This is a genomic window from Hymenobacter volaticus, assembly GCF_022921055.1.
Classification (GTDB): Bacteria; Bacteroidota; Bacteroidia; order Cytophagales; family Hymenobacteraceae; genus Hymenobacter; species Hymenobacter volaticus.
In genome coordinates, this window is sequence record NZ_CP095061.1 from 4,516,122 (window position 1) to 4,537,258 (window position 21,137).

Here is a 21,137-nt window from a genome sequence, read left to right on the forward strand (position 1 = left end):
GCTACTCTCGTCCGAGCCGCTTGTTTTACGCTTCACACGTAAGTAGCCGTCTTCGCTGCCCCGCTCTATGAAACGACGCTCCTTTGTTACGCAGGCTGTGACTGGCTTATCGGCTTTGGCCTTGCCCGCACCAGCTTGGGCAACTCCTGATCAGGCTGCCGATAAATTTTCAGCTAAAGTTTCCGACCGTACGTATTGGCTGAACACCCTGCTCCGGGTAGCTGACCCGGTGCTGGCGGCCGGAGCGCAAGCCCGACTCAAAGCCACCATGCCCATAGAAGCTGCCCCTGGTCAGCAGGAAGGCCGCCGCAGCGTGTCGCACTTAGAGGCGTTGGGCCGCACCCTCGCGGGCTTGGCACCCTGGCTGGAGATGAAAGGCGCCACCGGCGACGAGGCGACGCGCCAAAAGCGCTATGCGGAACTGGCGCGTCAGGCTATTAGCCACGGGGTTGACCCTAAATCTCCAGATTTTCTGAATTTCAACCAGGGCGGCCAGCCTGTAGTTGACGCTGCCTTTCTGGCGCATGCCTTGTTGCGGGCGCCCACGCAGCTTTGGGAGCAACTACCAGCCGCTACCCAAACGCAGCTAGTGCAAGCGCTCCAGAGTAGCCGCGTTATCAAGCCGGTGTACAGCAATTGGCTGCTGTTCAGTGCCATTATTGAGGCGGCGCTGCTGAAGTTCACGGGCTCCGGCGACCTGATGCGCATGGACTACGCCATCAAGCAGCACCAGCTCTGGTACAAGGGCGACGGCACCTACGGTGACGGCCCCGACTACCATTGGGACTATTATAACAGCTACGTCATCCAGCCCATGCTGCTCGACGTAGTAGCCACGCTGGTGCAAGCCGGCAAGGAACGCCCGGAAATGCTTGACACGTTGCGGGCCCGTGCCCGGCGCTACGCCGTCGTGCAGGAGCGTCTGGTAGCCCCCGATGGGTCGTTTGCGGCCTTCGGTCGGTCGTTGGCGTATCGGTGCGGCGCGTTTCAGCATTTGGCTCAGATGGCCTTGCAACAGCAACTCCCCCCTGAATTACCCGCTGGCCAGGTTCGCAGTGCCCTTACGGCCGTTATCCGGCGCACCATGGAGCCGCGCGGCACCTTTGATGCGCAGGGCTGGCTGCAAATAGGCTTATGTGGCCACCAGCCCGGTATTGGCGAAACCTACATTTCCACCGGCAGCCTCTATTTGTGTTCCACTGCCTTCCTCCCGTTAGGCCTCCCTCCCACCGACACCTTCTGGACCAGCCCCCGCAGGATTGGACCGCCAAACAAATCTGGTCGGGGCAGAACGTAAAAACTGACCACGCTTTGTAACCTAACTCCAAACCGCAAGCAGTTAATATTAGATGCGGAAGCCTTGCTGTCTCCGACTCAGCAACCGCCCAAGCAGCTTGCCTTGGGTTTCCAGCAGTTCCGGCGTGCGAGTCAGTGCCTCAGCTAGCGGCATGGGCGCTGGCAGGATGGATGTAGCGTAGAGCACATTGGGGTCGGCTAGTACGTCCTCAGCATTTTGCAGAGTACCGCATACCAGGATGACGGGCACTTGATGTTGAGTAGCCAATGCCAGCAGCCGCGCCAGTAGCTTGCCTTGCCAGGTTTGAGCATCGATGCGGCCTTCTCCGGTAATCAGCAGGTCACTGGCTTGTAAGAGGTCAGCGGCATGCGTGATGTCGAGAATCCAGTCGGCGGCAGAGGTGATGCTGGCTTTTAGGAAACACGCCGCTCCGCCGCCCATTCCGCCACCGGCCCCACTTCCGGCAAGCGCCTGCACATCGGTGCCAAAAGTAGTCTGCAATACCTCAGCAAAATGGCGCAAACCTGCGTCGAGGTGGGCAATAGCTGCGGCGTCGGCGCCCTTCTGCGCCGCAAATACATGTGCCGCGCCCGTCGGGCCATGAAACGGGTTGGTAACATCGGTCACGACGCGGCAAGATACTTCTGCCAGGCGCGGGTGCACGTGGCTGCCATCAATTCGGCGGATACGTACCAAGTGTTCACCGGTAGGTGGTACAGGCTGGTCGTTTTCGTCCCAAAAGGTGTAGCCTAGGGCCGTGGCCAACCCAATGCCGGCATCGTTGGTGGCGCTGCCGCCTACTGTCAGTACCAAGTGGCGGGCTCCGCGGGTTAGCGCATTGGCTACTAGTTCGCCGGTGCCAAGCGTGGTGGTTTGGCGGGCGTTGCGCTCTGTAGCCGCCAGCAGTTCCAGACCCGAAGCTCGCGCCATTTCTATCACGGCAGTGGCCGTAGACGGCAGCCACAAGTAGTGGGCTTGAATCGGGCGAAACAATGGGTCGTGCACCGTACACTCCACAAACTCACCGCTGAGTACCGTGGCTAAGGTTTCGAGGGTGCCTTCGCCCCCATCGGCCAAGGGCAGTAGCTGGCAGTTGGCAGCTGGAAAGGTTTGCTGCAAACCACGCCGCAGAAACTCACAAACCAGCGGTGCAGCCAAGGCATCTTTGAAAGAATCCGGGGCAATCAAGATGTTCATAGACAATGAGCAGAACAAAATTTCTGGCTAATACGAAGGCGGGGCCAGCAACTTAGGATAGGCAATTTCAGGATATTGAATTCCTGCTACTGCACGAGGCCCTGCTACAACTGCTTGCGCAAAGCAATCCGCTCGAAACCATACCCGCAGGCCACGCCTACACTGTAGCAGAGCAAGTCGCTCCACAGAAAGCCATGCCCAAGTACCAAACTACCCGGTATGGTATTGCGAAGCCAGTCAAGCCAAGGCGTGTGGTAGAGCTGACTGGTCTCGATGGCGAAAGCAAGAAGCAACGCTATGCCCGCAACACGCCGGCTGGTCCAGTATGGGTAGCAGAAGCCGAGCAGCCAGCAAACCAATAAGGCCCACAAGGTGTCACCGGCATAAGCAGCTACCAGCGTCGGCAAAGCAAAAGCGAATTTGCGAGAAGCTAAACCCAACAAAACAGTTGAGAGGAGCAGTACCGCATACACTCTCCGATTGCGCAGCTGCATTATCCGCGGGTATGTCTGCAGTTCTGTTTGAAATAGTACGGGCATAAATGAATACATAATTGAATAAGCGTTGGCGGCTTTCCTCATTGCTACTTGAAGTAGCAGCAAATCAACACTAGCAAAATTGCTGTATTTACTTTGCAATACAAAGTACTCTGAGTAAATTTGCAGTCATATCAATTTCCCGAAATCTAGAAGGCAATGCCGCCGGAGTACAGGCAACTTTTGTTGCCTTTCTCTTTGTATCTACTGCGCGTAGTCCGTCCCCTAGCAAAGGTCTACCTCTCAATCTTAACTATATGGAATACTTTGTGGCTCAAGGGTCGGTGGTGCGCGAAATTTGGGGCAAGGCCGACACCGTGCTATTCATATTTGCGGGGGCTGCTGCCGAGTTTGCCCTCAACAAGGCCGTCGACTGGCTGTACTTCACTGGCAAGCTACCGGCCGACCCACTGGCCCGGCTGTTTTCTACGGTCGACTACGCCCGCCAGATTGTGTTTGCCGAGCGCCCCGCCGCCGAACGTGCTATTGATACCATTGCGGCTATTCACGGGGCTGTGGAAGCCAAGCGCGGCATGGCCATTCCGGATTGGGCCTACCGCGACGTGCTATTCCTGCTCGTCGACTACTCAATTCGGTCGTTTGAGGTGCTGGAACGCCCTCTCACTGATGCCGAAAAGGCGGAAGTGTACCACGTATTCCGGCAAGTAGGCGCGCGCATGGGAGTGCCAGGCCTACCGATTACGTACCAAGAGTGGCTCCCGATCCGCCAGCTACACTTAGCCCAAAACCTACAGCACAGCCGCTACACCGCCGACTTATACCAGCAGTATCGGCGGCACTTGGGTGGCTTGCGCTACGAGTTGCTACTGCAGGCACAGCGCCTGGTGGTGCCGCCCCGCGTCCGGAAGATGCTCAAGCTTGGTACCCGCACCTGGCTGCCGCTGCTACTTCCCCTTTATCGGCAAACCCAGCACTTAGCAGTCAGCAAGTGGGCAAAAGCGGGATTGCTGCCCACTGCCTACAAAGACCGAATCTTGGCGCTGGATTACCGACCTTCTTAAAGTAGCGTTAATAGGCCCTCCCTATTTATAACATTCTCGTAAAGAGTACTCTGCTCCTTTTGCCGACCTTTGCCTGCTGTGTTTGCTTTCACAGACAGAGTTGAGGTTGGCTGGCCACTTGCTGAACCTTACATTTAGCTACGTACACGGGCATTTCACACATAAGCTCATGCGCGTAGCACTTTCTACAGGCAATCAATGCAGTGGTATCAGGAAGAAATAAGACAGTTGGAAGCAAGGCCAGTGGTGCATTCGGAGCTGCCGAAGGTGGTCTTTTATGGCAGTTCATCTTTTACGCTTTGGAAGGAACTAGAACGTTCTTTTCCGCAGGTACAAGCCGTTAACTTAGGATTCGGTGGCTCCACGCTGGCCGCTTGTGCTTGGTTTTTCAAGCGGGTAGTTCCCCGTCACGAACCCGACATGCTGGTGCTATACGCCGGCGACAACGACCTTGGCGACGGCCGCACGCCCGAAGAAGTGGTGCTCTTTTATGAGCAACTGCTGCACTGCGCCAAAACCAGCTTAGGCGACATACCGGTTTGCTTTATTTCAATCAAACTCAGCCTTGCGCGGTTACATTTACGGGGCAGCATTGAATACGCCAACGCGTGCATTAGCCGGTTAGTAGCCCATCAAGGCCCGCCCCTGTATTACCTCGACCTATACTATCCCATGCTCGACGAGCGGGATAACCCCAAACCCACCCATTACGAAGCTGATGGCCTGCACTTGTCGCCGGAAGGTTACGCCGTGTGGCAGCAGGAAATTAGCGCCCAACTGGACCAGATGCTGCCCAAAAAGTAGTTTGTGCCAGGTGGGTTTCGGGATGTTTGTTATCGTATCACCGGAAAGTTGCTTTGCCGATGCACCGCGAATACCACGAATGGGATAGTGCAGCCCTGGGCCGGCCCATGGAGTTGCTAGTTTTCGGCGAGACTGGGGCACGGGTACTGCTGTTTCCGACCCGCAAAGCACGTTTCTACGACTACGAGAATTGGGGCGTGATTGAGGCCCTCCAACCCAAGATAGAAAGTGGCTTGCTGCAAGTTTACTGTGTCGACAGTGTTGATGCCGAGGGCTTGTACAACTTCGACAAACACCCAGCCGAGCGAATCTGCCGCCATTTGCAGTACCAGCAGTACATTTTGGAGGAGGTATTGCCGATGAGTGAAGCACTCAACCCGACCTCGTTCTTAATTGCTGCCGGCTGCAGTATGGGCGCTTATCACGCCGTCAATCTTTCGTTCCGGCACCCCAACTTGTTTGGCAAAGTGGTGGGTATGAGTGGCCGCTACGACCTCACGCAGAGCATGGCTACTTTCCAGGATCTGTTTCAAGGCTACATCGACGAAAACGTGTACTTAAACACGCCCAATCGCTTTATTCCCAACCTTGCCGACGAATTCTACCTCACCCAACTCCGGCGCCTGGAAATCATATTGGCCGTTGGCACCGAAGATGCTTTCCTACAAGACAACCTGTTTCTGGGTCAGCAACTCGAAAGCAAAAACATCACACATCAGCTGCACATCTGGGAAGGCGAAGCTCACAACCCGCTGGCCTGGCGCCATATGGTTGACTTGTACTTGTAAAAATCAGGCCACCAGCAGGCCACAATGAAAACGAGTTGCTTCTTACTTTGGCAACGGCCGCCGAAACAGGTAGCGGGTTTGCATTTCGGTATCGATGGTTGTGGTGCCTGTATAGGTTGGTTGCTTCGGGTCGTTGTTGGCTAGCGAGGTTTCAATGGTCTGTTTGGCTTTGACAGGCTGCGAGGCCGTTCGGATTTCCAGCAGTTCCCACCCCTCACTCGCCAATTCGTTCAGCGTAGTCATCAGCAGCATATCTAGTTCACCTGCAACAGAGCCAAACAACTTAGTACGCGGCTCTAACTTAGTATTTCCTTGCCACGCAGGCACCAGCCAAATTCGTCGCTCGTTTTCTACCCGTACCGACTGATACTGATACCGCACCCCGTTCGTGGGAGGCAGAACCGTAGCTGTTACAGCTGGTTGCAAACTAGCTTCGGGCAGCGGCGGCACGGGCACGGACTGCGCCGATGCCTGCTGTAAACACAGCGTCGTTAATACGATTAGCCAATGTTTCATGATAGCAAAAAGGGAGACAGGTAACCAACTTGGTTGCCTGTCTCCCCTATCCGAAAACTATGCCAGACGGTTAGTCGCGCTTGGTCTTGAGCACCTGCTTCAGCGCCGCCAACTCGTCGCGGAGCTTGGCAGCGGTAAGGAAGTCGAGGTCTTTGGCGGCGGCTTCCATCTGCTTTTCAGTTTGCTTGATGAGTTTTTCCAGATCCACTTTGGTCATCATGGATACCACCGGTTCGGCGGCTATAGCCAGTGCAGTGTCCGTTTCGGGGCCCACATAGGCTTGCGGCTCGGCGATGCGGTAGTCGGAGAGCGAAGTTTGGCCGATAATTTCGGCGTGGCTCTTGCGTACCGTGCGCGGCGTGATGCCGTGTTCTTGGTTGTAGGCCAGCTGGGTGGCGCGGCGGCGGTTGGTTTCGTCGATGGCGCGCTGCATGGAGCCGGTCATGCGGTCGGCGTACATGATGACTTTGCCCCGGTCGTTACGGGCGGCGCGGCCCATGGTCTGGATAAGGCTGCGCTGGTCGCGCAGGAAGCCTTCTTTGTCAGCATCGAGGATGGCCACCAAGCTTACTTCTGGTAAGTCGAGACCTTCCCGAAGCAGGTTTACGCCAATGAGCACGTCGATTTCGCCGAGGCGCAACTGACGCAGAATCTCGACCCGGTCCAGGGTCTTCACGTCGGAGTGCACGTAGCTGGACTTGATGCCTAGGCGCTCCATGTACTTCTGAAGTTCCTCGGCCATGCGCTTCGTAAGCGTGGTCACCAGCACCCGGTCGCCTTGCTTCACGCGGTTGTCTACTTCGTCCAGCAAGTCGTCAATCTGATTCACCGACGGCCGAATGTCGATTTCGGGGTCCAGCAAACCGGTAGGCCGGATGATCTGCTCTACTACTACGCCATTGGCCTGCGTCAACTCGTAGTCAGCGGGAGTGGCCGACACGAACACGGCCTGGTGGTACATGCTCTCGAACTCGTTGAAGGTCAGCGGACGGTTGTCGAGGGCTGAAGGTAAGCGGAAACCGTACTCGATGAGGGCCGTTTTGCGGCTTCGGTCGCCGCCCCACATGGCCCGGATCTGGGGCATGGTGGCGTGGCTTTCATCGACTACCAGCAGATAATCTTGCGGGAAATAATCGAGCAGACAGAAGGGGCGCGAACCCGGGTTCCGCCCATCGAAGTAACGTGAGTAGTTCTCGATGCCCGAGCAGTACCCTAATTCCCGAATCATCTCCAAGTCGAATTCGGTGCGCTCCATAATGCGCTTGGCTTCGGCATCGCGCCCCTCCTTCTCGAAGTAGGCGTGCTGCTGCACCATATCGAACTGGATTTCTTTGATGGCCTGGTTGAGCGTGTCCTTGCCTGTCACGAAGAGGTTGGCCGGGTACAGCGTCACCGACTTCTCATCGGCCAGCTTCTTGCCACTGTTTGGGTCGATGCGGTGGATAGCCTCGATTTCGTCGCCGTAGAAGAAGATGCGGTACGCATAGTCGGCGTAGGCTGGGAAGATGTCTACGGTGTCGCCTTTCACCCGGAACGAGCCGCGGGTGAACTCCATTTCGGTGCGCGAATACAGAATCTGCACAAACTGGTAGAGCAGGTTGTTGCGCGAGTACCGCAAGCCCGGTGCCAGGTAAATCACGTTTTTACTGAACTCCTCGGGGTTGCCGATACCGTAAATGCACGACACCGACGCAATAACAATGACGTCGCGCCGGCCACTGAGCAGCGTGGACGTGGTGTGCAGCCGCAGCTTCTCGATTTCCTGGTTGATGGCCAGGTCTTTCTCGATAAACACGTCGGTGCTGGCAATGTAGGCCTCGGGCTGGTAGTAGTCGTAGTAGCTGATGTAGTACTCGACGGCGTTGTTGGGGAAGAACTGCTTGAACTCGCCGTAAAGTTGGGCGGCCAAGGTCTTGTTGTGGCACAGTACCAAGGCCGGCTTGCCCGTCTGGGCAATTACGTTGGCCATCGTAAAGGTTTTGCCGGTACCCGTGGCTCCGAGCAGCACCTGGGCCGGCTCGCCGTTGTTAACGCCTTCTACCAGTTGGGCAATGGCGCGTGGCTGGTCGCCGGTGGGTTTGAATTCCGAGGTAAGTTGATAGTCCATGCAGAAGAGGTTAGCTACACTGACCGGAAGTTCACCGAAAGTCAGCCTTTGATAACTGTATTAGCAAAGTGGAGGTTTCCTGGCAAACAAAAAAACCTGTCCGAACGGCGAACAGGTTTTTAAGAGTTGGGAGTGTGGTGAAGTGGAAAGAGGTTGTGGCTATTGGCGAGTCAGGCGCAAGGCAGCCGTTTGAGTTGGCGAAGGCGCCGAAGAAACCGGATACGGGTCGACGGCCGTGAGGGTGAGCCAATATGGAACAGTGTCAAGTGTTACAGTGGCCGAATCATTTTGGCAAGCACCAAGACACAGGTCAGTTGCTTGCAACGTGCCCGCTTTGTCGCGCAATTCTACGTTTACGTTGGCTTGGCCGGCCCACACGCAAGTTACGTCGGACGGGCAGCGCGAATCAGAAATCTTGGTTACGGTAAGCTGCACGTCAGTTCCTACTGCCTTCACGGTGGTGCTTTGCTTGTTTTGCAGCTTGATGGTTTGGTCGAGGGCGGCTACTTGATCTGAGTCTTTTTTGCTGCACTGCACCAACCCTAACAATCCCCAAATAGCTAAAAGAAACAGAAGTGTTTTCATCGTTTGTAAGAGTTTGGCTTGAACTTAAACTACGTTCTCTTGAGCAGTACTTAGCGCGAGTCGCGCCAAACGAGAACGGGGTTAGTGGCGTTGGCTTTGAAGTCGGGGCAGCGGCCATCACCTTGGTTATTAGCGCCCCCGCTAGCGGCACACAACACATTGCCACAAGTATCAAACAGGTAATTTAGGGTAGTACTCCCGCCGTTTGCCGTTGTAGCTCCCCCGCCTGTCACCAAGTACACCGTTTGGCCAAGATACGTGTATTGCGTTATTTCAGCCACCGGGGTGCGCTTGGGTTCTTGGCTGAGTTGGGTTATGAGCGTTTCGGAAATTTTATCAGGACAGACGGGGCTCAAACTTGCTTCAGCATCTGAGGTGCTGCACCCACCCATAGTTCCTAGCAAGAGCAGCGAGGTCAGTAGACAGGTAAAAAATCGGTTCATTGGTTCAACTACATCAGAGAGCGTAACCTCTTGCCAACTACGGGGCAACTGGGCTCGGCTTGTGGCTGTTAAACTCCACACTAGCCTCCATGCCCACACTATACGGGCGGCGTTGGCTAAGACCCCGCTGGCCAGGATCGGTGTTTAGTGAGGTAAGACCCATTTCGGTGGTCGTGCCGAGCACCAGATTCCACGTGGCATTGGCGGGCTGGTAGCGTACCCCTGCTCCACCCCGCACCGAAGCTTGCACTTTGCGGTAAGGCGAATCATTGGAAGACAGCGAGTACCGGCGCGTGGTAGTCGGCGAGCTGTTTGGAGCCGATAAGTTGGAAGCGCGAGTACCAGCGGAGTAGTCATTCAGCTCCGACTTCGTGCTTAGCAGCAAACCAACAGCAGCACCCACTTTTGCATAAAGCGAGGTACCCGTGCGCTGCGAACCGTAGCGCACTTCCATAGGCACCGCTACCGTACGGTAGCGGTAAGACGTTTTGCGCATGTACGGCTGGGGCGCTGTATTCACAGAGCTGTAGAAAGCAGTATTGGTGTAGGAGTTAGCTACCGGTGGGCGTACTAGCTGACCGTCCAGAAAATCGTAGCTAGTAGCTGAAGTAGCGGTTTGCTGGCCAGCCTCCAATCCCGAGCTAACTGTTAAACGCTTGCTGACGTTGTAGGCCGCCGTAAAGGCCACGCGCTGACTGACGCCAGCACGCAAGTTGCGTCGATATTCAGCCTCGGCATCCTCTTGATAATAATTGCGCAGCGCGGTGCTCACCATATCGGCAGAAGAAGCAAACAGTTGTCCATTGGCCTGCGAGAAGTCAACATTAGGATTGTAGGCCGATGCGCCATATCCTCCGCCAAAGCGCAGCCGACGCCACTTCTTCGTAGAGGGTGCAGTCGTCTCATCTTGCGCGGCGGCTAGCGCCCCAATGGCGGGTTGCGGTGCAGCTAGCAACGACGGCTTCAGCGTATCGGGGCGCGCGCCTAACCAACCACCACGCAAGCCCGCAAAACGCGGCGCTATACCGTTCCAGCCGGACATATTCATGCTATTCTCGGCAGCCGGATAGCTATTGCCAAACTGCGCAGGCATCAAGCCAGAACCGTTAATTGAAGATCGGCTCCCGGCAAAACCAGAGTTTACACCCATCACAGCTACAGAACTGCCCATGCCAGTAGCCTGTGAAGCTTTGTTTTGGTCATTGGATGCCGATCCAGCATACACGCTGGCAGCAAGACTCGGTTCGAGTGCAGATGCAGCACTTCCATTGTTTGCGGCCAGTAGCTCGTCGGTTGAATTGGCAGCAGTTGCGCTGCCAAGCATTGGGGAGTTTTCGCTGGTAGCAGCTAGCGAAGTTGAGTTGGCTTTTGAGGTGCTATTCATCATATCGGCCGAAGCCAGGGCGGACTCACTACCGGAAGCTGTGGTGGTATCGTTACTGGCGCGGCGGGTAGCTAAACCAGAAGTTGGATCTTGCCATTGGTGCAGTAGGGCCCAGCCGCCCATGCTCAGGAAGAACAGCAGGCAGGCGGCAGCCACCCAGCGGTGCACGCGTAGCCGACGACGGTAGGTGTTGTTTTGTTCGACAAGCAGCTCGTGGTCGAGTTGCTCCCAGAGACCGGCACGCGGCGTCACTTCGGCCTCGGAGAACTTCTGTCGAAACAGATGCTCCAGGTCGCCGGTGGGCCGGGGATCGGGGTTGTATTAGGTGCGGAAGTGGCCATGGTTGGATTGTGCGTCGAGACGCTCGATTTTCGACTTCAAAATTGCCCGGGCTCGGGAATATTGTGATTTGCTGGTGCCTTCGGAAATGCCTAGCATCTCCCCTATTTCTTTGTGGCCGTACCCTTCGATAGCAAACAGGTTGAATACCATGCGGTAACGGGGAGCTAGTTCCTGCACCATGGCTAAGAGCTCCTCGAAACCATAATTGGCTAAGGTAAATTCCTCGCCGGCAAGCTCTTCTGGATATTCGCCCTCGCTCACCGCAATCAAGGGGCATTGCGGCGGTGCTGCCGGAGCGCAGCATTCACCATGATGCGGCGAATCCAAAACTCCAGTGGGCACTCGCGGCGGAAGCTGCTCAGGTTGCGAAACACGGTGACGAACCCTTCCTGCAACACATCTTCGGCCTCGAAAGTGGTTTGGGCATAGCGCAAACACACTGCCATCATCCGGCCGGCAAACCGTTCGTAGAGGTGTTTCTGCATGAGGCGGCTGCCGGCCAGGCACCCATCGATTAGTTCGGCCTCGCTTAGCTGGGAAGGCGGCGTGAGTTGGCGCACAGGGGGAGCGGGCGAAGTGAAAGCCTCAGTCGACGACGCCGGCGCACCGGCAAACAACCCCCGCAACCCGGTGGCGGGTCGCAGAGCTAAAGACGAAAGCGCGCTCACCGGCTTGTCCGACCTGCGGGGTCGACGCCGTGTGCCCTCGCCGACCACGCCTCTTGCTGGAGCCGCGCGTACTGGACGTATATAAATTGCATAGGCCGCTAACTAAGCTAAACAAAATACCTCGGGCTGACCTTAGAAAGGTGCAGCTACAACCAGAAGAGCCCGTAGGCGCCCTCAACGGTTGCATGTGCTGGACTGAGTAGCTGAAATATTTTATAAGATGCTTAGTATCTAAAGAATAGAAAGAAAACTAATTGTGGCTAATAACCGTAACCCAAATTATAATGTACCTACATATATTACGTTATTGGTTTTCTGCCTTACTTTGGTTGCAGACGCCAATCACCGCTTGAAAGCTCCTTTTTCACCTCAATAAATAACTCGCATGAAAACTCTGATCGTCTTTTATTCCACGTATGGTCATATCTACAAATTGGCCGAAGCCATAGCCGAAGGCGCCCGCGAGGTGGAAGGCAATGAAGTGGTGATAAAGCGTGTACCCGAAACGTTGTCGCAAGAAATACTCGACAAAACGGGCGCAACGGGAGCTCAGAAAGCATTCGAGCATGTGCCAGTAGCTACCCCGAGGAGCTAGCTGAATACGATGCCATTATTTTTGGTACCCCAACCCGTTATGGTAACCTATGCGGCCAGATGCAAGCCTTTATGGACAGCACCGGCGGCTTGTGGGCACGCGGCGCGTTGGTAGGGAAAGTAGGCAGTGCGTTTGTGAGCACAGCCACGCAGCACGGCGGCCAAGAAACCACGCTACGGGCTTTCCATACTGAGTTGCTACACCACGGCTTTGTGATTGTAGGGTTGCCTTACGCTTGGCAGGGTCAGATGGGCCACGAAGAAGTAACGGGCGGTACTCCTTACGGCGCTAGCACTGTAGCCGGTGGCCAAGGTGAGCGGCAACCAAGTGCTAACGAACTAGAAGGTGCCCGCTACCAGGGCCGCCACACAGCGGAAATAGCAAAAAAGTTGTCAGTTAAATAAAATCATTAATTTGGCACTTCATTTATAAATAATAGTACTCGCTCTGCACACCATTGCAACATTGTCCAGCTGCCTCACAAGGGTGGCTGGTACTTTTTTAGCCCTATCCTACTTAGAGGCAAAGAGTTACTTTTCTTGAATTACACGTTTGTAGATTAATTTTTGAAAAAATGCATACGCGCCAGTTTGGAAGCTTCATACTTACCGACCCGTTCAGATAAGGGTACTAACAGCAGGTTGTAGATGCCACTAGAGCATAAAAGTAAGGGGGTTGTTGCCCTGCACTTACTTCAATAAAAGTCCCACTTCTACTGCCTCCCCACAGGGAAATACCGCAGCAAACAGCGCGTCATAATTTTTAGCGCATTTTCCTTGAAGGGCTGCAACGCTAAAAAAACGGAAGTGTCCTTATCCGTCATCAAATATTAACACATACCCATTCGTTCATATGGTGGCTTGCGAAGCCCTCTTCTCCTCATTGTAAGTGGTTCATTCATAGTTAGCTTTTTTCATACGCTTTCATACTTACTACCCTTCGAACCAATAGCTGAAATGGCTATGGTCTCGCTCCAAGGATGCGGTTATGTGCTGACGGTGCATCCTTCTTCAAGCTCTCAGGAGCTATCAATCCAGTGAAATTTACTTGCGGGGTGTAATGCTTTCGATTGCCTACCGATTACTTATCGGCCGCTAGGCCACCGTGTGCTTCCACTAGACCTTTCTCAGCTCTATTTTCTTCTAGATGAACAAACTATTATTAACCTCCTTAAGTCTAGCTAGCCTACTTACTGGCGCCGAAACAGCACTAGGGCAAACCGCTCCGCCAGCTGGCACACCGCCGGCGGGTGCCCGACCAGCCGCAACGCCCGCACCTCGCCTTGCTTTGCCCGAGACGCCGAAGGGCGCGGGCCGCGTGACCGGTACAGTGCTGGATGCTGCCACCAAAAAGCCAGTTCAATTTGCTACGGTGGCTTTGCTGCCTGCTACGGGGGAGACGCCCATCGACGGTACTGCCTGCGACGAGCGAGGCCGCTTCGCCCTAAAAGGGCTGGCGCCTGGCGCCTACCGCGTGCAAATCAGCTTTCTGGGCTACGGCAACCGAACCGAAAACGTGACTGTATCGGATGGCACCACCGACCTGGGTAGTATCTCGCTGACCGCTACCACCCAGAAGCTTGGGGAAGTAACCGTGACTGGCGAGCGAGACGTAATCGAGACCAAGCCGGACCGTATCGTTTATAATGCTGAAAAGGACATCACCAACACGGGGGTACGGCGGCGGATGTATTGCGCAAAGTGCCGCTGCTAAACGTTGACCCGAAGGCAAGGTGGAACTGCGGGGTACCGCCAACGTGCGCGTGCTCATCAACAACAAGCCATCCAGCGTTGTAGCTAGCTCCGTGGCCGATGCCTTAAAGCAAATTCCGGCCGACCAGATTAAGAGCGTCGAGGTAATTACAACGCCTTCCGCTAAATACGACGCTGAAGGCACGGGCGGCATTATCAATATTATCCTCAAGAAAAACAGTATGCAAGGGGCCAACGGGAGCGTTGGGCTGGCCGCGGGCACACGTAGTTCCAATGCCAACGCCTCGGTGAACTACCGCAAGGGCAAGGTAGGCATCAACAGTTCGCTCAGTGGCTTTGCTTTTTATAGTCCTAGCCGCAACAACCTCTCGCGCTACCTGAAAAACCCTGATGGCTCGGAAGTGCAGGCGCTGGAGCAGGAAGGCAAGGGCAAGGGACTTGGGGGCGGCGGTTTCGGCCGCATCGGCCTCGACTACGACCCGGCTCAGTACCACAACTTCACCTTGAATTTTCAAGGCAGCCGGTTCGGCAACTCAAATGACAACCAACAGTTCAATAACCTACTTCAACCGGTACAAGCTGCCAACCAATTCACGCGAGATACCGACAGCAAGTACAGCTCCCAGAGCTACGACATAAACGGCTCTTACACCCGCACCTTCGAAGACAAGCGGCGCGAGTGGAGTTTGCTGGCCCAGCACACTCGCAACCGCAACGTGCAGGACTACGAGCTAGACCAGTTTGAGGGCCGCGACCAACTTGCGCCCATCACGTATCAAGAGCAGAGCGACAACTTGGCGCGCAACCTCGAAACCACGTTGCAAACCGACTACGCGCATCCTTTCTCGGAGACTGCGCTGCTCGAAACCGGGGTTAAAGCCATTATGCGCCGCGTAAGCAGCGACTACGACGTATACGATGGCCTAGACTTGAACTTCAATCCGGCCCGTTCCAACCTGTTCGACTACAACCAGGATGTGGTATCGGGCTATGGTACCTACGGGTTTTCGGTCACCAAGAAATTCAACTTCAAGCTTGGAACTCGGATAGAAAGCACACGCATTAAGGGCTCTTTTGAGCAGCGGCAAAGCGAAAACTCGGGTGTGTCGCAAAAGTACACCAACGTGCTGCCCAATCTGAGCGTGAGCTACCAACCGCAGAACCCCAAGAAGCCGGGCCAAACGGTGCGTTTAGCGTATTCGCGCCGGATTCAACGCCCGCAGATTTACTTCCTAAATCCCTTCGTCAACGCCTCCGATACGCTCAACGTCAGCTACGGCTATCCTGATTTGGAACCCGAACTGACGGACAGCTACGAGCTGAACTATACGACATTTATTAAGAGCTCGACGCTGAACTTCTCGGCCTATACCCGCCGCACGGGCAACGCCATTGAGAGTGTGCGCTTCATCGACGCGAACGGAGTCAATAACCAGACATTCCGCAACATTGGCCGCAACAACACCTACGGGGTGAGCGTGTTCGGCTCGGTGAAGCCCACCACCAAATGGGATGTGGGCGGCAACTTGAACGTGTATTACGTTCGGCTGGAAAGCCCGGCCCTCTCGTTCGGTGATGGATACGTTAATACCTCGTCCTACTCCAATGACGGGGTGATGTACAACGTGAACCTGAACTCCAGCTATCGATTCGAGAAGGACTTAAGCATCCAATTCTATGGCGGGCTGAATTCGCCCCGCGTTCAGCTGCAAGGCAAGCAAGCCGCCTGGACGTACTACTCGTTGGGTTTGCGCAAGAAGCTGCTCAAGGAAAAGGCCGACATTACGTTGAACGCCGACAACTTCTTGAGTGCCACGCGCAACTTCAAGAGCCGCCTCGACACCGACCAGTTCCGGCAGAATAGTAATTACTACATCTACCAGCGTAGTCTTCGCCTAGCTTTCAGCTACCGCTTCGGTAAAGTCACGAACCAGCCCCAGCGCCCGAAACGCAGCATCCGCAACGACGATACCAAGCAAGGTGACAGCAGCGGCCAAGGACAACAATAAAGACCGTCATGCTTGCTTTGGTGTCCGCTTGCCGAAGCATCTCGCGTGCTGAAATTGCCAAAGTACCTGTCATTCTAGGATAGAAGAAGGTATAGTCATGCTGAGCGGAGTCGAAGCATCTCGCTCGACTCATTGAACTAGTTTGGCAACGTCAGCACGCGAGATGCTTCGACTCCGCTCAGCATGACTATACCCTGTTCAACGTCAGCATGCGAGATGCTTCGACTTTGCTGCGGCTCCGCTTAGCATGACGTTCTTTCCTGTCTTACTACTTCGCAGTTTACCTTTCACCTCATACTCGCCCGTAGTAACGCAAGTGTTCTAGGAAGGCCTCTCGATAGGTTTCGCCGATGGGCAGGGAAGTGCCGTGCACCTGAACCCGGTTGCGTTCGACGAACTCTAAGTGGCGTAAGCTGATGAGGTACGACTTATGAATGCGCACGAAACGGCCAGGTGGCAACAGTTCTTCCAAACCTCGAAAAGACTGCAGCGTCAGCATTTTGCCGGCGGCGGTGTACAGCATGAGGTATTCCTTCTGCCCTTCGGCATAGAACAAATCAGCCACCGGTACCCGGCGCAGGCGGTTGTCTTGCCGAATGAACAGGGCTTCGGTCGGGTTTTCAGTGGGTTCGGAGGCGGCTCCGGTAGCTGCTGGAGCAAGGGCGGCACGGGCGCGGTGGGCCGCCTGCACGAATCGTTCGAAACGAATAGGCTTGAGCAGGTAATCGAGAGCCGGCAGCTCGTAGCTTTCGGCGGCATACTCGGCGTGGGCGGTGGTGAAGATGATGCGTGGCGCGGGTGTAGGCAGCAGCTGAGCCAGCTGCAAGCCCGTGAGGCGAGGCATGCGAATGTCGAGAAATACGACATCAACCGGGTTGTCTTGCAGAAACTCTACGGCCACTAGCGCCTCCTGAAACTGCCCTTTCAAGGATAGAAACGGCACTTGGGCGCAGTATTCAGCTAGTACAGTCAGGGCCAGAGGCTCGTCGTCGACTATAGCACATGTTAGAGGACGGCGGGCTAGCGTAGGTTCCATGCAAGGTAAATATAAGAGCCAGGAAGGCGAGAATATTCTTTAGAGCCTATTCCACTAGGCAAACCGTAAAGCTTCTATAATTGCACTTCCAATTTCACTTGATACTCGGTGGGGCTGGCAGCTACGCTGAGGCTGTGGCGGCCTGGGTACAGCAGTTCCAAACGACGGCGCAGGTTGGTTAGCCCTACTCCACCTGGAGTTGCTGGTTCGGGAGTACTTTGGTGGTTGCAATAATTCAACACCGAGAACAGCAGGCGGCCGTCGGGCTCTAGTTGTAAATGCAAGCGGGCTACTAGTGGCCGGGCGGCCAAGTCGCCGTGTTTGAAGGCATTTTCGACCAGCGGCAAAAGCAACATAGGCGGCAAGCGGCGCGCATACTCGGCGCCGGGCGGCAGCAACACCGTGAATGGTAGGGCTTCATCGGCTTCATCGGGGGCAAGCGCAATAGTTGCAATGCCAGAAAACCGCGCAGGTGCCGTATTTCGTGAGCTAGGGGCACGAGGTCATCGGTGCTGTCGTAGAGCTGGTAGCGCATCAGTTCGGCTAGGCGCATTACGGCTTCGGGGGCTTGTGGAGAGGCTTGCAGGGTGAGCGAGTAGATGTTGTTGAGGGTATTGAACAGGAAATGTGGCTGAAGTTGTGTTTTCAGCAACGACAATTCAGTGTGCAGGTGCTGGCGTTCCAGTTCCCGCCGGTTTTCCCGCTGGAGGAGGTAGTCACCGGCTAGGCGCAGGCCTGCGCTCAATAGCAGAATCAAGCCCCCAAGCGGAAAGTGTAACGTGAGCAGCAGTTGCACGTGCGTCAACAAATCCAGCTTAAGCCGCCCGTGCTGTACGCCTTCGGCTAGTACCACGCTTAGGCCCGCCCTTGCCAGCGCAAATAACAGCAACGCGCCTACTACGGCTAGCAGATAGGTTAAGCTCCGCCGAGGCTTAAACAGCTTAGGTTGTAGTACTAAGTAGTTCAAGTAGAACAACGTGCAATCGAGCAGATCGGCTAGCAGTGCATTACGCCAGAATAAGGCGGCGTTTTGGGGTGCCGTGTAGTAGAGTCCCGCGCGGGTAAACCACAGTTGCGCATCGGCATAAATTAGCAGCCCCAACCACACCAAGTGTGGCCACGGCAGTTGCAGGCGCAAGCGCGCCACAGGCAAGCGAGGAAAAATAGCTACAGCCATACGACAAGGATACTTGAAGCGAAATTTGGCTCCGCTTGCCAGCGGCAAAGTAGCTATTCGGCCAACAGCCACAGTGCTTTTTTCAACCACTACTCATTCCGCCCACAACCACTCCGGCTTTCAGCGAAACCAACACTTTCTGCACATCGGAGCGCTGAGTTGTGCCCGTAGGTATGCGGCTATTGCTTGGTGGTTGAAATAAAACATATACTTCATTGAATTTTATCGAGTAGCGCCTACACTATGCGCTACTTTTAATGCGTTGTGCCACCAATTACCGCCAAGCGGACTCTTTCACGCAGTGGCGTCTATTACAGTAGCTTATCCCTTCCAATACCTAATCCTACTATGAAGCAAACTCTTATTTTGCTGCTTGCAGCCCTGCTTGCTATGCCCCTAGCGCAAGCCCAAGTGCCCGCAACAGCCACAACTCAAACTGCTAGCCAAAACACCGGCCGCCTGACCGGCACTGTGGTGGATGCCGCCACCCAAAAACCCGTCGAATACGCTACCGTTACGCTATTGCCGACCACAGGCACCACGCCGATAGGCGGCAGTACCTGCGATGCACAAGGCAAGTTCGAGTTGAAGGGCCTGCCCGCTGGCTCGTTTCGACTGCAAATCAGCTTTGTGGGCTACACCAGCCGCACCGAAACCGTTACGGTGGGTACCCAAGCTACCGCACTAGGCATTCTGGCACTTACGGCTTCCGCGCAGAAGCTAGGCGAAGTAACCGTAACCGGGCAGCGTGCCTTAGTGGAAACCAAGCCAGACCGCCTGGTATACAACGCCGAGCAAGATGCCACCAATGCGGGTGGTACGGCCGCCGATATCTTGCGCAAAACGCCCATGGTCAACGTCGACAACGACGGCAACGTGCAACTGCGCGGCACCAGCAATGTGCGCATCCTAATCAACAACAAGCCGTCGGCCATCTTGTCGGGCAACCTGGCCGAAGCCCTCAAGCAGATTCCGGCCGACCAGATCAAGGCCATTGAGGTGGTTACGGCGCCTTCGGCCAAGTATGATGCCGAAGGCTCAGGCGGAGTTATCAACATAGTGTTGAAAAAGAACAGCTTGCAGGGTACCAATGGTAGCTTAGGTGCAAGCACCGGCAACCGCAACCAAGGCATCAACGGCACGCTGAATGTGCGCCGCGGCAAGTTTGGGGTCAATACCAAGCTGAGCGGGTTCAAGAACCGATACCCCTACCGGAGCAGCACCGCCCGCACCGATTTCACGCCGTTAGGCGAAGGCCAGCTTGAGCAGCGTTCCAACTCTCGCAACGTGGGCCAAGGAGGTTTTGGACAATTAGAATTCACCTACGACCCGTCGCCGTTGCACAGCTTCACCCTGAGCGGCAACGGCAACTCGTATCAGAGCCGTTCACCGCAGGACTTGTTCAATCAATACAATTTCAATCCATATAGCGGTCCTGACACCCTCAAGCTCGATTCTCTCTATTCGCGCGACATTTTACAACGGTACGAGAATCGCAACTACGACCTCAACGCCGGCTATACTCGCACTTTCGGCGAAGCTCAGTCTCGGCGTGAGTGGAGCGTACTGGCTCAGCACACCCGCAGCCGCAACGACCAAAACTACCGCCTCGACCAATACCGCAGCGCCGACGTGCTAGTTGGGCCCCTCGAATACCGGGAACGGAGCGTTAACCTATCCCGCAACCTTGAAACCACGCTGCAAACCGACTACACGCATCCATTCCGCGATTCTACCACCCTGGAAAGTGGCGCCAAACTAATCCGGCGCAGCGTAAGCAGCGACTACAGCCTTGATACCGTGTTGCTAAGTATGCAGTCGGATTTTTCACGCAGTCCGCTACGCTCCAACGCCTTCGACTACCAGCAGAATGTACTGGCGGCTTACAGCACGTACAATTTTATGGGCGGCAAGAAGTACGCTTTCAGTGTGGGCACGCGCTTGGAGCGCACCGACATTGAAGGCAAGTTTCAGGGGGAGTCCGGGCGCTTCTCCAACAACTACCTGAACATCCTGCCCAACATCAGCGCCACGCGCACGCTCAAGAAACCAGGCCAGACGTTACGCCTGAGCTATTCCCGCCGCATCCAACGCCCCCAAATTTATTACCTCAACCCCTACGTCAATCAAAGTACGCCTAACAGCATCAGCTATGGCAACCCCAATCTGTCGCCGGAAATTACGGACGTCGTCGAGATGAGCTACGGTACTTTCGGAGAGAAAAGTTCGCTAAACGCTTCTACTTACGTGCGCCGTACCGGCAATTCCATCGAAGAGTACAACCTCTACAACGATTCGCTGGCCCGCACCGAAAGCACCTTCGGCAACATTGCCACCAACACCACCTACGGCCTCAGCCTATACGGTTCCTTGAAACCTGTTCCGGCCCTGAACCTAAGCAGCAACGTGGGCCTTGACTATACGCGCCTCTACAGCGCCGCCCTCAAGCAAACCAACAACCGCCTAAACGCATTTGTAAGCCTGAATTCCTCCCTGAAGCTAGGCAAAGTATACAGCCTGCAAGCCAATGGCGGCTTCTGGACGGGTGGGGTGCAACTTCAAAGCCGTTACTCTGGCGGCTACTACTATTCGGTAGGCGCGAAGCGGACTTTACTGAAAGAGAAAGCCGACATCACGTTCAATGCCAGCAACTTCCTGGCCCCCGGCCGTGAGTTTCGCAGCAGCACCGAAACGGCTCAATTCCGTAGCAGCAGCATCTTCTACTCGTATCAACGCGCCGTTCGCCTCTCCTTCAACTACCGCTTCGGCAAGCTCGATAACTCTCAGCGCCAGCGCCGTTCCATCCAAAACGACGACGGCAAACAAGGTAGCAGCAAAGGCGGAGGCGGTCAGTAGAGAAACGAAGTTGTTGCCAGGCAATAAGACACAATCACTGCTTTATCAATTGAGCGTTTTGTA

The 21,137-nt window shown here is 55.3% G+C and carries 22 protein-coding genes; 10 read left to right on the forward strand and 12 right to left on the reverse strand.

From position 1 onward, the window contains the following. Window positions 1-67 precede the first annotated feature (67 nt). Window positions 68-1,297 carry a DUF2264 domain-containing protein gene (locus tag MUN86_RS19745; protein ID WP_245119716.1) on the forward strand — a complete coding sequence of 410 codons (1,230 nt, stop codon included), beginning with the start codon at window positions 68-70 and terminating at the stop codon, window positions 1,295-1,297. Between the two features lie 48 nt (window positions 1,298-1,345). Here MUN86_RS19745 and MUN86_RS19750 read toward each other — a convergent pair whose 3' ends face one another. Together MUN86_RS19750 and MUN86_RS19755 are read right to left on the reverse strand one after the other, a co-directional pair. After that, window positions 1,346-2,494 (reverse strand): glycerate kinase, encoded by a 1,149-nt coding sequence (locus tag MUN86_RS19750; RefSeq protein WP_245119717.1) that lies wholly within the window; start codon window positions 2,492-2,494, stop codon window positions 1,346-1,348. A gap of 104 nt (window positions 2,495-2,598) precedes the next feature. Further along, window positions 2,599-2,934: a ribosomal maturation YjgA family protein gene (locus tag MUN86_RS19755; protein WP_245119718.1), complete on the reverse strand. Its 336-nt coding sequence runs from the start codon at window positions 2,932-2,934 to the stop codon at window positions 2,599-2,601. Window positions 2,935-3,287: 353 nt separating this feature from the next. Here MUN86_RS19755 and MUN86_RS19760 point away from each other — a divergent pair, with 353 nt between their 5' ends. The 3 genes from MUN86_RS19760 (at window position 3,288) to MUN86_RS19770 (ending at window position 5,644) form a co-directional block, all read left to right on the forward strand. Next, a complete protein-coding gene (locus MUN86_RS19760) occupies window positions 3,288-4,052 on the forward strand; it encodes an oxygenase MpaB family protein (RefSeq protein ID WP_245119719.1) in 765 nt (254 codons plus the stop codon). Between the two features lie 198 nt (window positions 4,053-4,250). Continuing rightward, a complete protein-coding gene (locus MUN86_RS19765) occupies window positions 4,251-4,856 on the forward strand; it encodes a GDSL-type esterase/lipase family protein (protein ID WP_245119720.1) in 606 nt (201 codons plus the stop codon). 59 nt (window positions 4,857-4,915) lie between these two features. Beyond that, window positions 4,916-5,644 carry an esterase family protein gene (locus tag MUN86_RS19770; RefSeq protein ID WP_245119721.1) on the forward strand — a complete coding sequence of 243 codons (729 nt, stop codon included), beginning with the start codon at window positions 4,916-4,918 and terminating at the stop codon, window positions 5,642-5,644. A gap of 42 nt (window positions 5,645-5,686) precedes the next feature. On the opposite strand, the gene MUN86_RS19775 is transcribed toward MUN86_RS19770, so the two are convergent. The 7 genes from MUN86_RS19775 to MUN86_RS31870 all read right to left on the reverse strand — a co-directional run bounded on the left by MUN86_RS19775 (window position 5,687) and on the right by MUN86_RS31870 (window position 11,581). Beyond that, window positions 5,687-6,160 carry a hypothetical protein gene (locus tag MUN86_RS19775; protein WP_245119722.1) on the reverse strand — a complete coding sequence of 158 codons (474 nt, stop codon included), beginning with the start codon at window positions 6,158-6,160 and terminating at the stop codon, window positions 5,687-5,689. A gap of 70 nt (window positions 6,161-6,230) precedes the next feature. Beyond that, window positions 6,231-8,267, reverse strand: coding sequence for an excinuclease ABC subunit UvrB (gene uvrB / locus MUN86_RS19780; RefSeq protein WP_245119723.1), 2,037 nt, complete (start codon window positions 8,265-8,267; stop codon window positions 6,231-6,233). A gap of 159 nt (window positions 8,268-8,426) precedes the next feature. Further along, window positions 8,427-8,852, reverse strand: coding sequence for a hypothetical protein (locus tag MUN86_RS19785; protein WP_245119724.1), 426 nt, complete (start codon window positions 8,850-8,852; stop codon window positions 8,427-8,429). 50 nt (window positions 8,853-8,902) lie between these two features. Then, on the reverse strand, window positions 8,903-9,295 hold the full coding sequence (locus MUN86_RS19790; protein WP_245119725.1) for a DUF6970 domain-containing protein: 393 nt from the start codon (window positions 9,293-9,295) through the stop codon (window positions 8,903-8,905). A gap of 37 nt (window positions 9,296-9,332) precedes the next feature. Beyond that, the gene (locus tag MUN86_RS19795; protein WP_245119726.1) at window positions 9,333-10,931 is read right to left on the reverse strand and encodes a hypothetical protein; all 1,599 of its coding nucleotides are present in this window, start codon (window positions 10,929-10,931) and stop codon (window positions 9,333-9,335) included. A 69-nt stretch (window positions 10,932-11,000) separates the two neighbouring features. After that, entirely contained in the window at window positions 11,001-11,282 is a 282-nt protein-coding gene (locus MUN86_RS31865) for an RNA polymerase sigma factor (protein WP_311182117.1), read from the reverse strand. Window positions 11,283-11,287: 5 nt separating this feature from the next. Further along, window positions 11,288-11,581 (reverse strand): RNA polymerase sigma factor, encoded by a 294-nt coding sequence (locus tag MUN86_RS31870; protein ID WP_311181738.1) that lies wholly within the window; start codon window positions 11,579-11,581, stop codon window positions 11,288-11,290. Here MUN86_RS31870 and MUN86_RS19805 point away from each other — a divergent pair. The 5 genes from MUN86_RS19805 (at window position 11,568) to MUN86_RS19820 (ending at window position 16,005) form a co-directional block, all read left to right on the forward strand. Beyond that, window positions 11,568-11,774, forward strand: a complete 207-nt coding sequence (locus tag MUN86_RS19805) for a hypothetical protein (protein WP_245119727.1) — start codon at window positions 11,568-11,570, stop codon at window positions 11,772-11,774. The genes MUN86_RS31870 and MUN86_RS19805 overlap by 14 nt on opposite strands. Window positions 11,775-12,074: 300 nt before the next feature. Next, window positions 12,075-12,284 (forward strand): flavodoxin domain-containing protein, encoded by a 210-nt coding sequence (locus MUN86_RS31875; RefSeq protein WP_311181739.1) that lies wholly within the window; start codon window positions 12,075-12,077, stop codon window positions 12,282-12,284. 17 nt (window positions 12,285-12,301) lie between these two features. After that, window positions 12,302-12,688, forward strand: coding sequence for an NAD(P)H:quinone oxidoreductase (gene wrbA / locus MUN86_RS31880; RefSeq protein ID WP_311182119.1), 387 nt, complete (start codon window positions 12,302-12,304; stop codon window positions 12,686-12,688). A gap of 742 nt (window positions 12,689-13,430) precedes the next feature. Further along, complete coding sequence (locus tag MUN86_RS19815) at window positions 13,431-13,997, forward strand: carboxypeptidase-like regulatory domain-containing protein (protein WP_245119728.1); 567 nt, start codon at window positions 13,431-13,433, stop codon at window positions 13,995-13,997. 19 nt (window positions 13,998-14,016) lie between these two features. Beyond that, window positions 14,017-16,005 carry a TonB-dependent receptor domain-containing protein gene (locus MUN86_RS19820; RefSeq protein ID WP_245119729.1) on the forward strand — a complete coding sequence of 663 codons (1,989 nt, stop codon included), beginning with the start codon at window positions 14,017-14,019 and terminating at the stop codon, window positions 16,003-16,005. Between the two features lie 292 nt (window positions 16,006-16,297). Here the strand turns inward: MUN86_RS19820 and MUN86_RS19825 are convergent, their stop codons facing one another. The 3 genes from MUN86_RS19825 to MUN86_RS19835 all read right to left on the reverse strand — a co-directional run bounded on the left by MUN86_RS19825 (window position 16,298) and on the right by MUN86_RS19835 (window position 18,218). After that, complete coding sequence (locus MUN86_RS19825) at window positions 16,298-17,041, reverse strand: LytR/AlgR family response regulator transcription factor (RefSeq protein WP_245119730.1); 744 nt, start codon at window positions 17,039-17,041, stop codon at window positions 16,298-16,300. Between the two features lie 74 nt (window positions 17,042-17,115). Next, window positions 17,116-17,397, reverse strand: coding sequence for a LytS family sensor histidine kinase (locus tag MUN86_RS19830; RefSeq protein ID WP_245119731.1), 282 nt, complete (start codon window positions 17,395-17,397; stop codon window positions 17,116-17,118). After that, on the reverse strand, window positions 17,334-18,218 hold the full coding sequence (locus MUN86_RS19835; RefSeq protein ID WP_245119732.1) for a sensor histidine kinase: 885 nt from the start codon (window positions 18,216-18,218) through the stop codon (window positions 17,334-17,336). Before MUN86_RS19835 ends, MUN86_RS19830 begins: the two co-directional genes overlap by 64 nt. Window positions 18,219-18,566: 348 nt before the next feature. Between MUN86_RS19835 and MUN86_RS19840 the strand changes: the two genes are divergently transcribed. Beyond that, the gene (locus MUN86_RS19840) at window positions 18,567-21,074 is read left to right on the forward strand and encodes a TonB-dependent receptor (protein WP_245119733.1); all 2,508 of its coding nucleotides are present in this window, start codon (window positions 18,567-18,569) and stop codon (window positions 21,072-21,074) included. Window positions 21,075-21,137 lie beyond the last annotated feature (63 nt).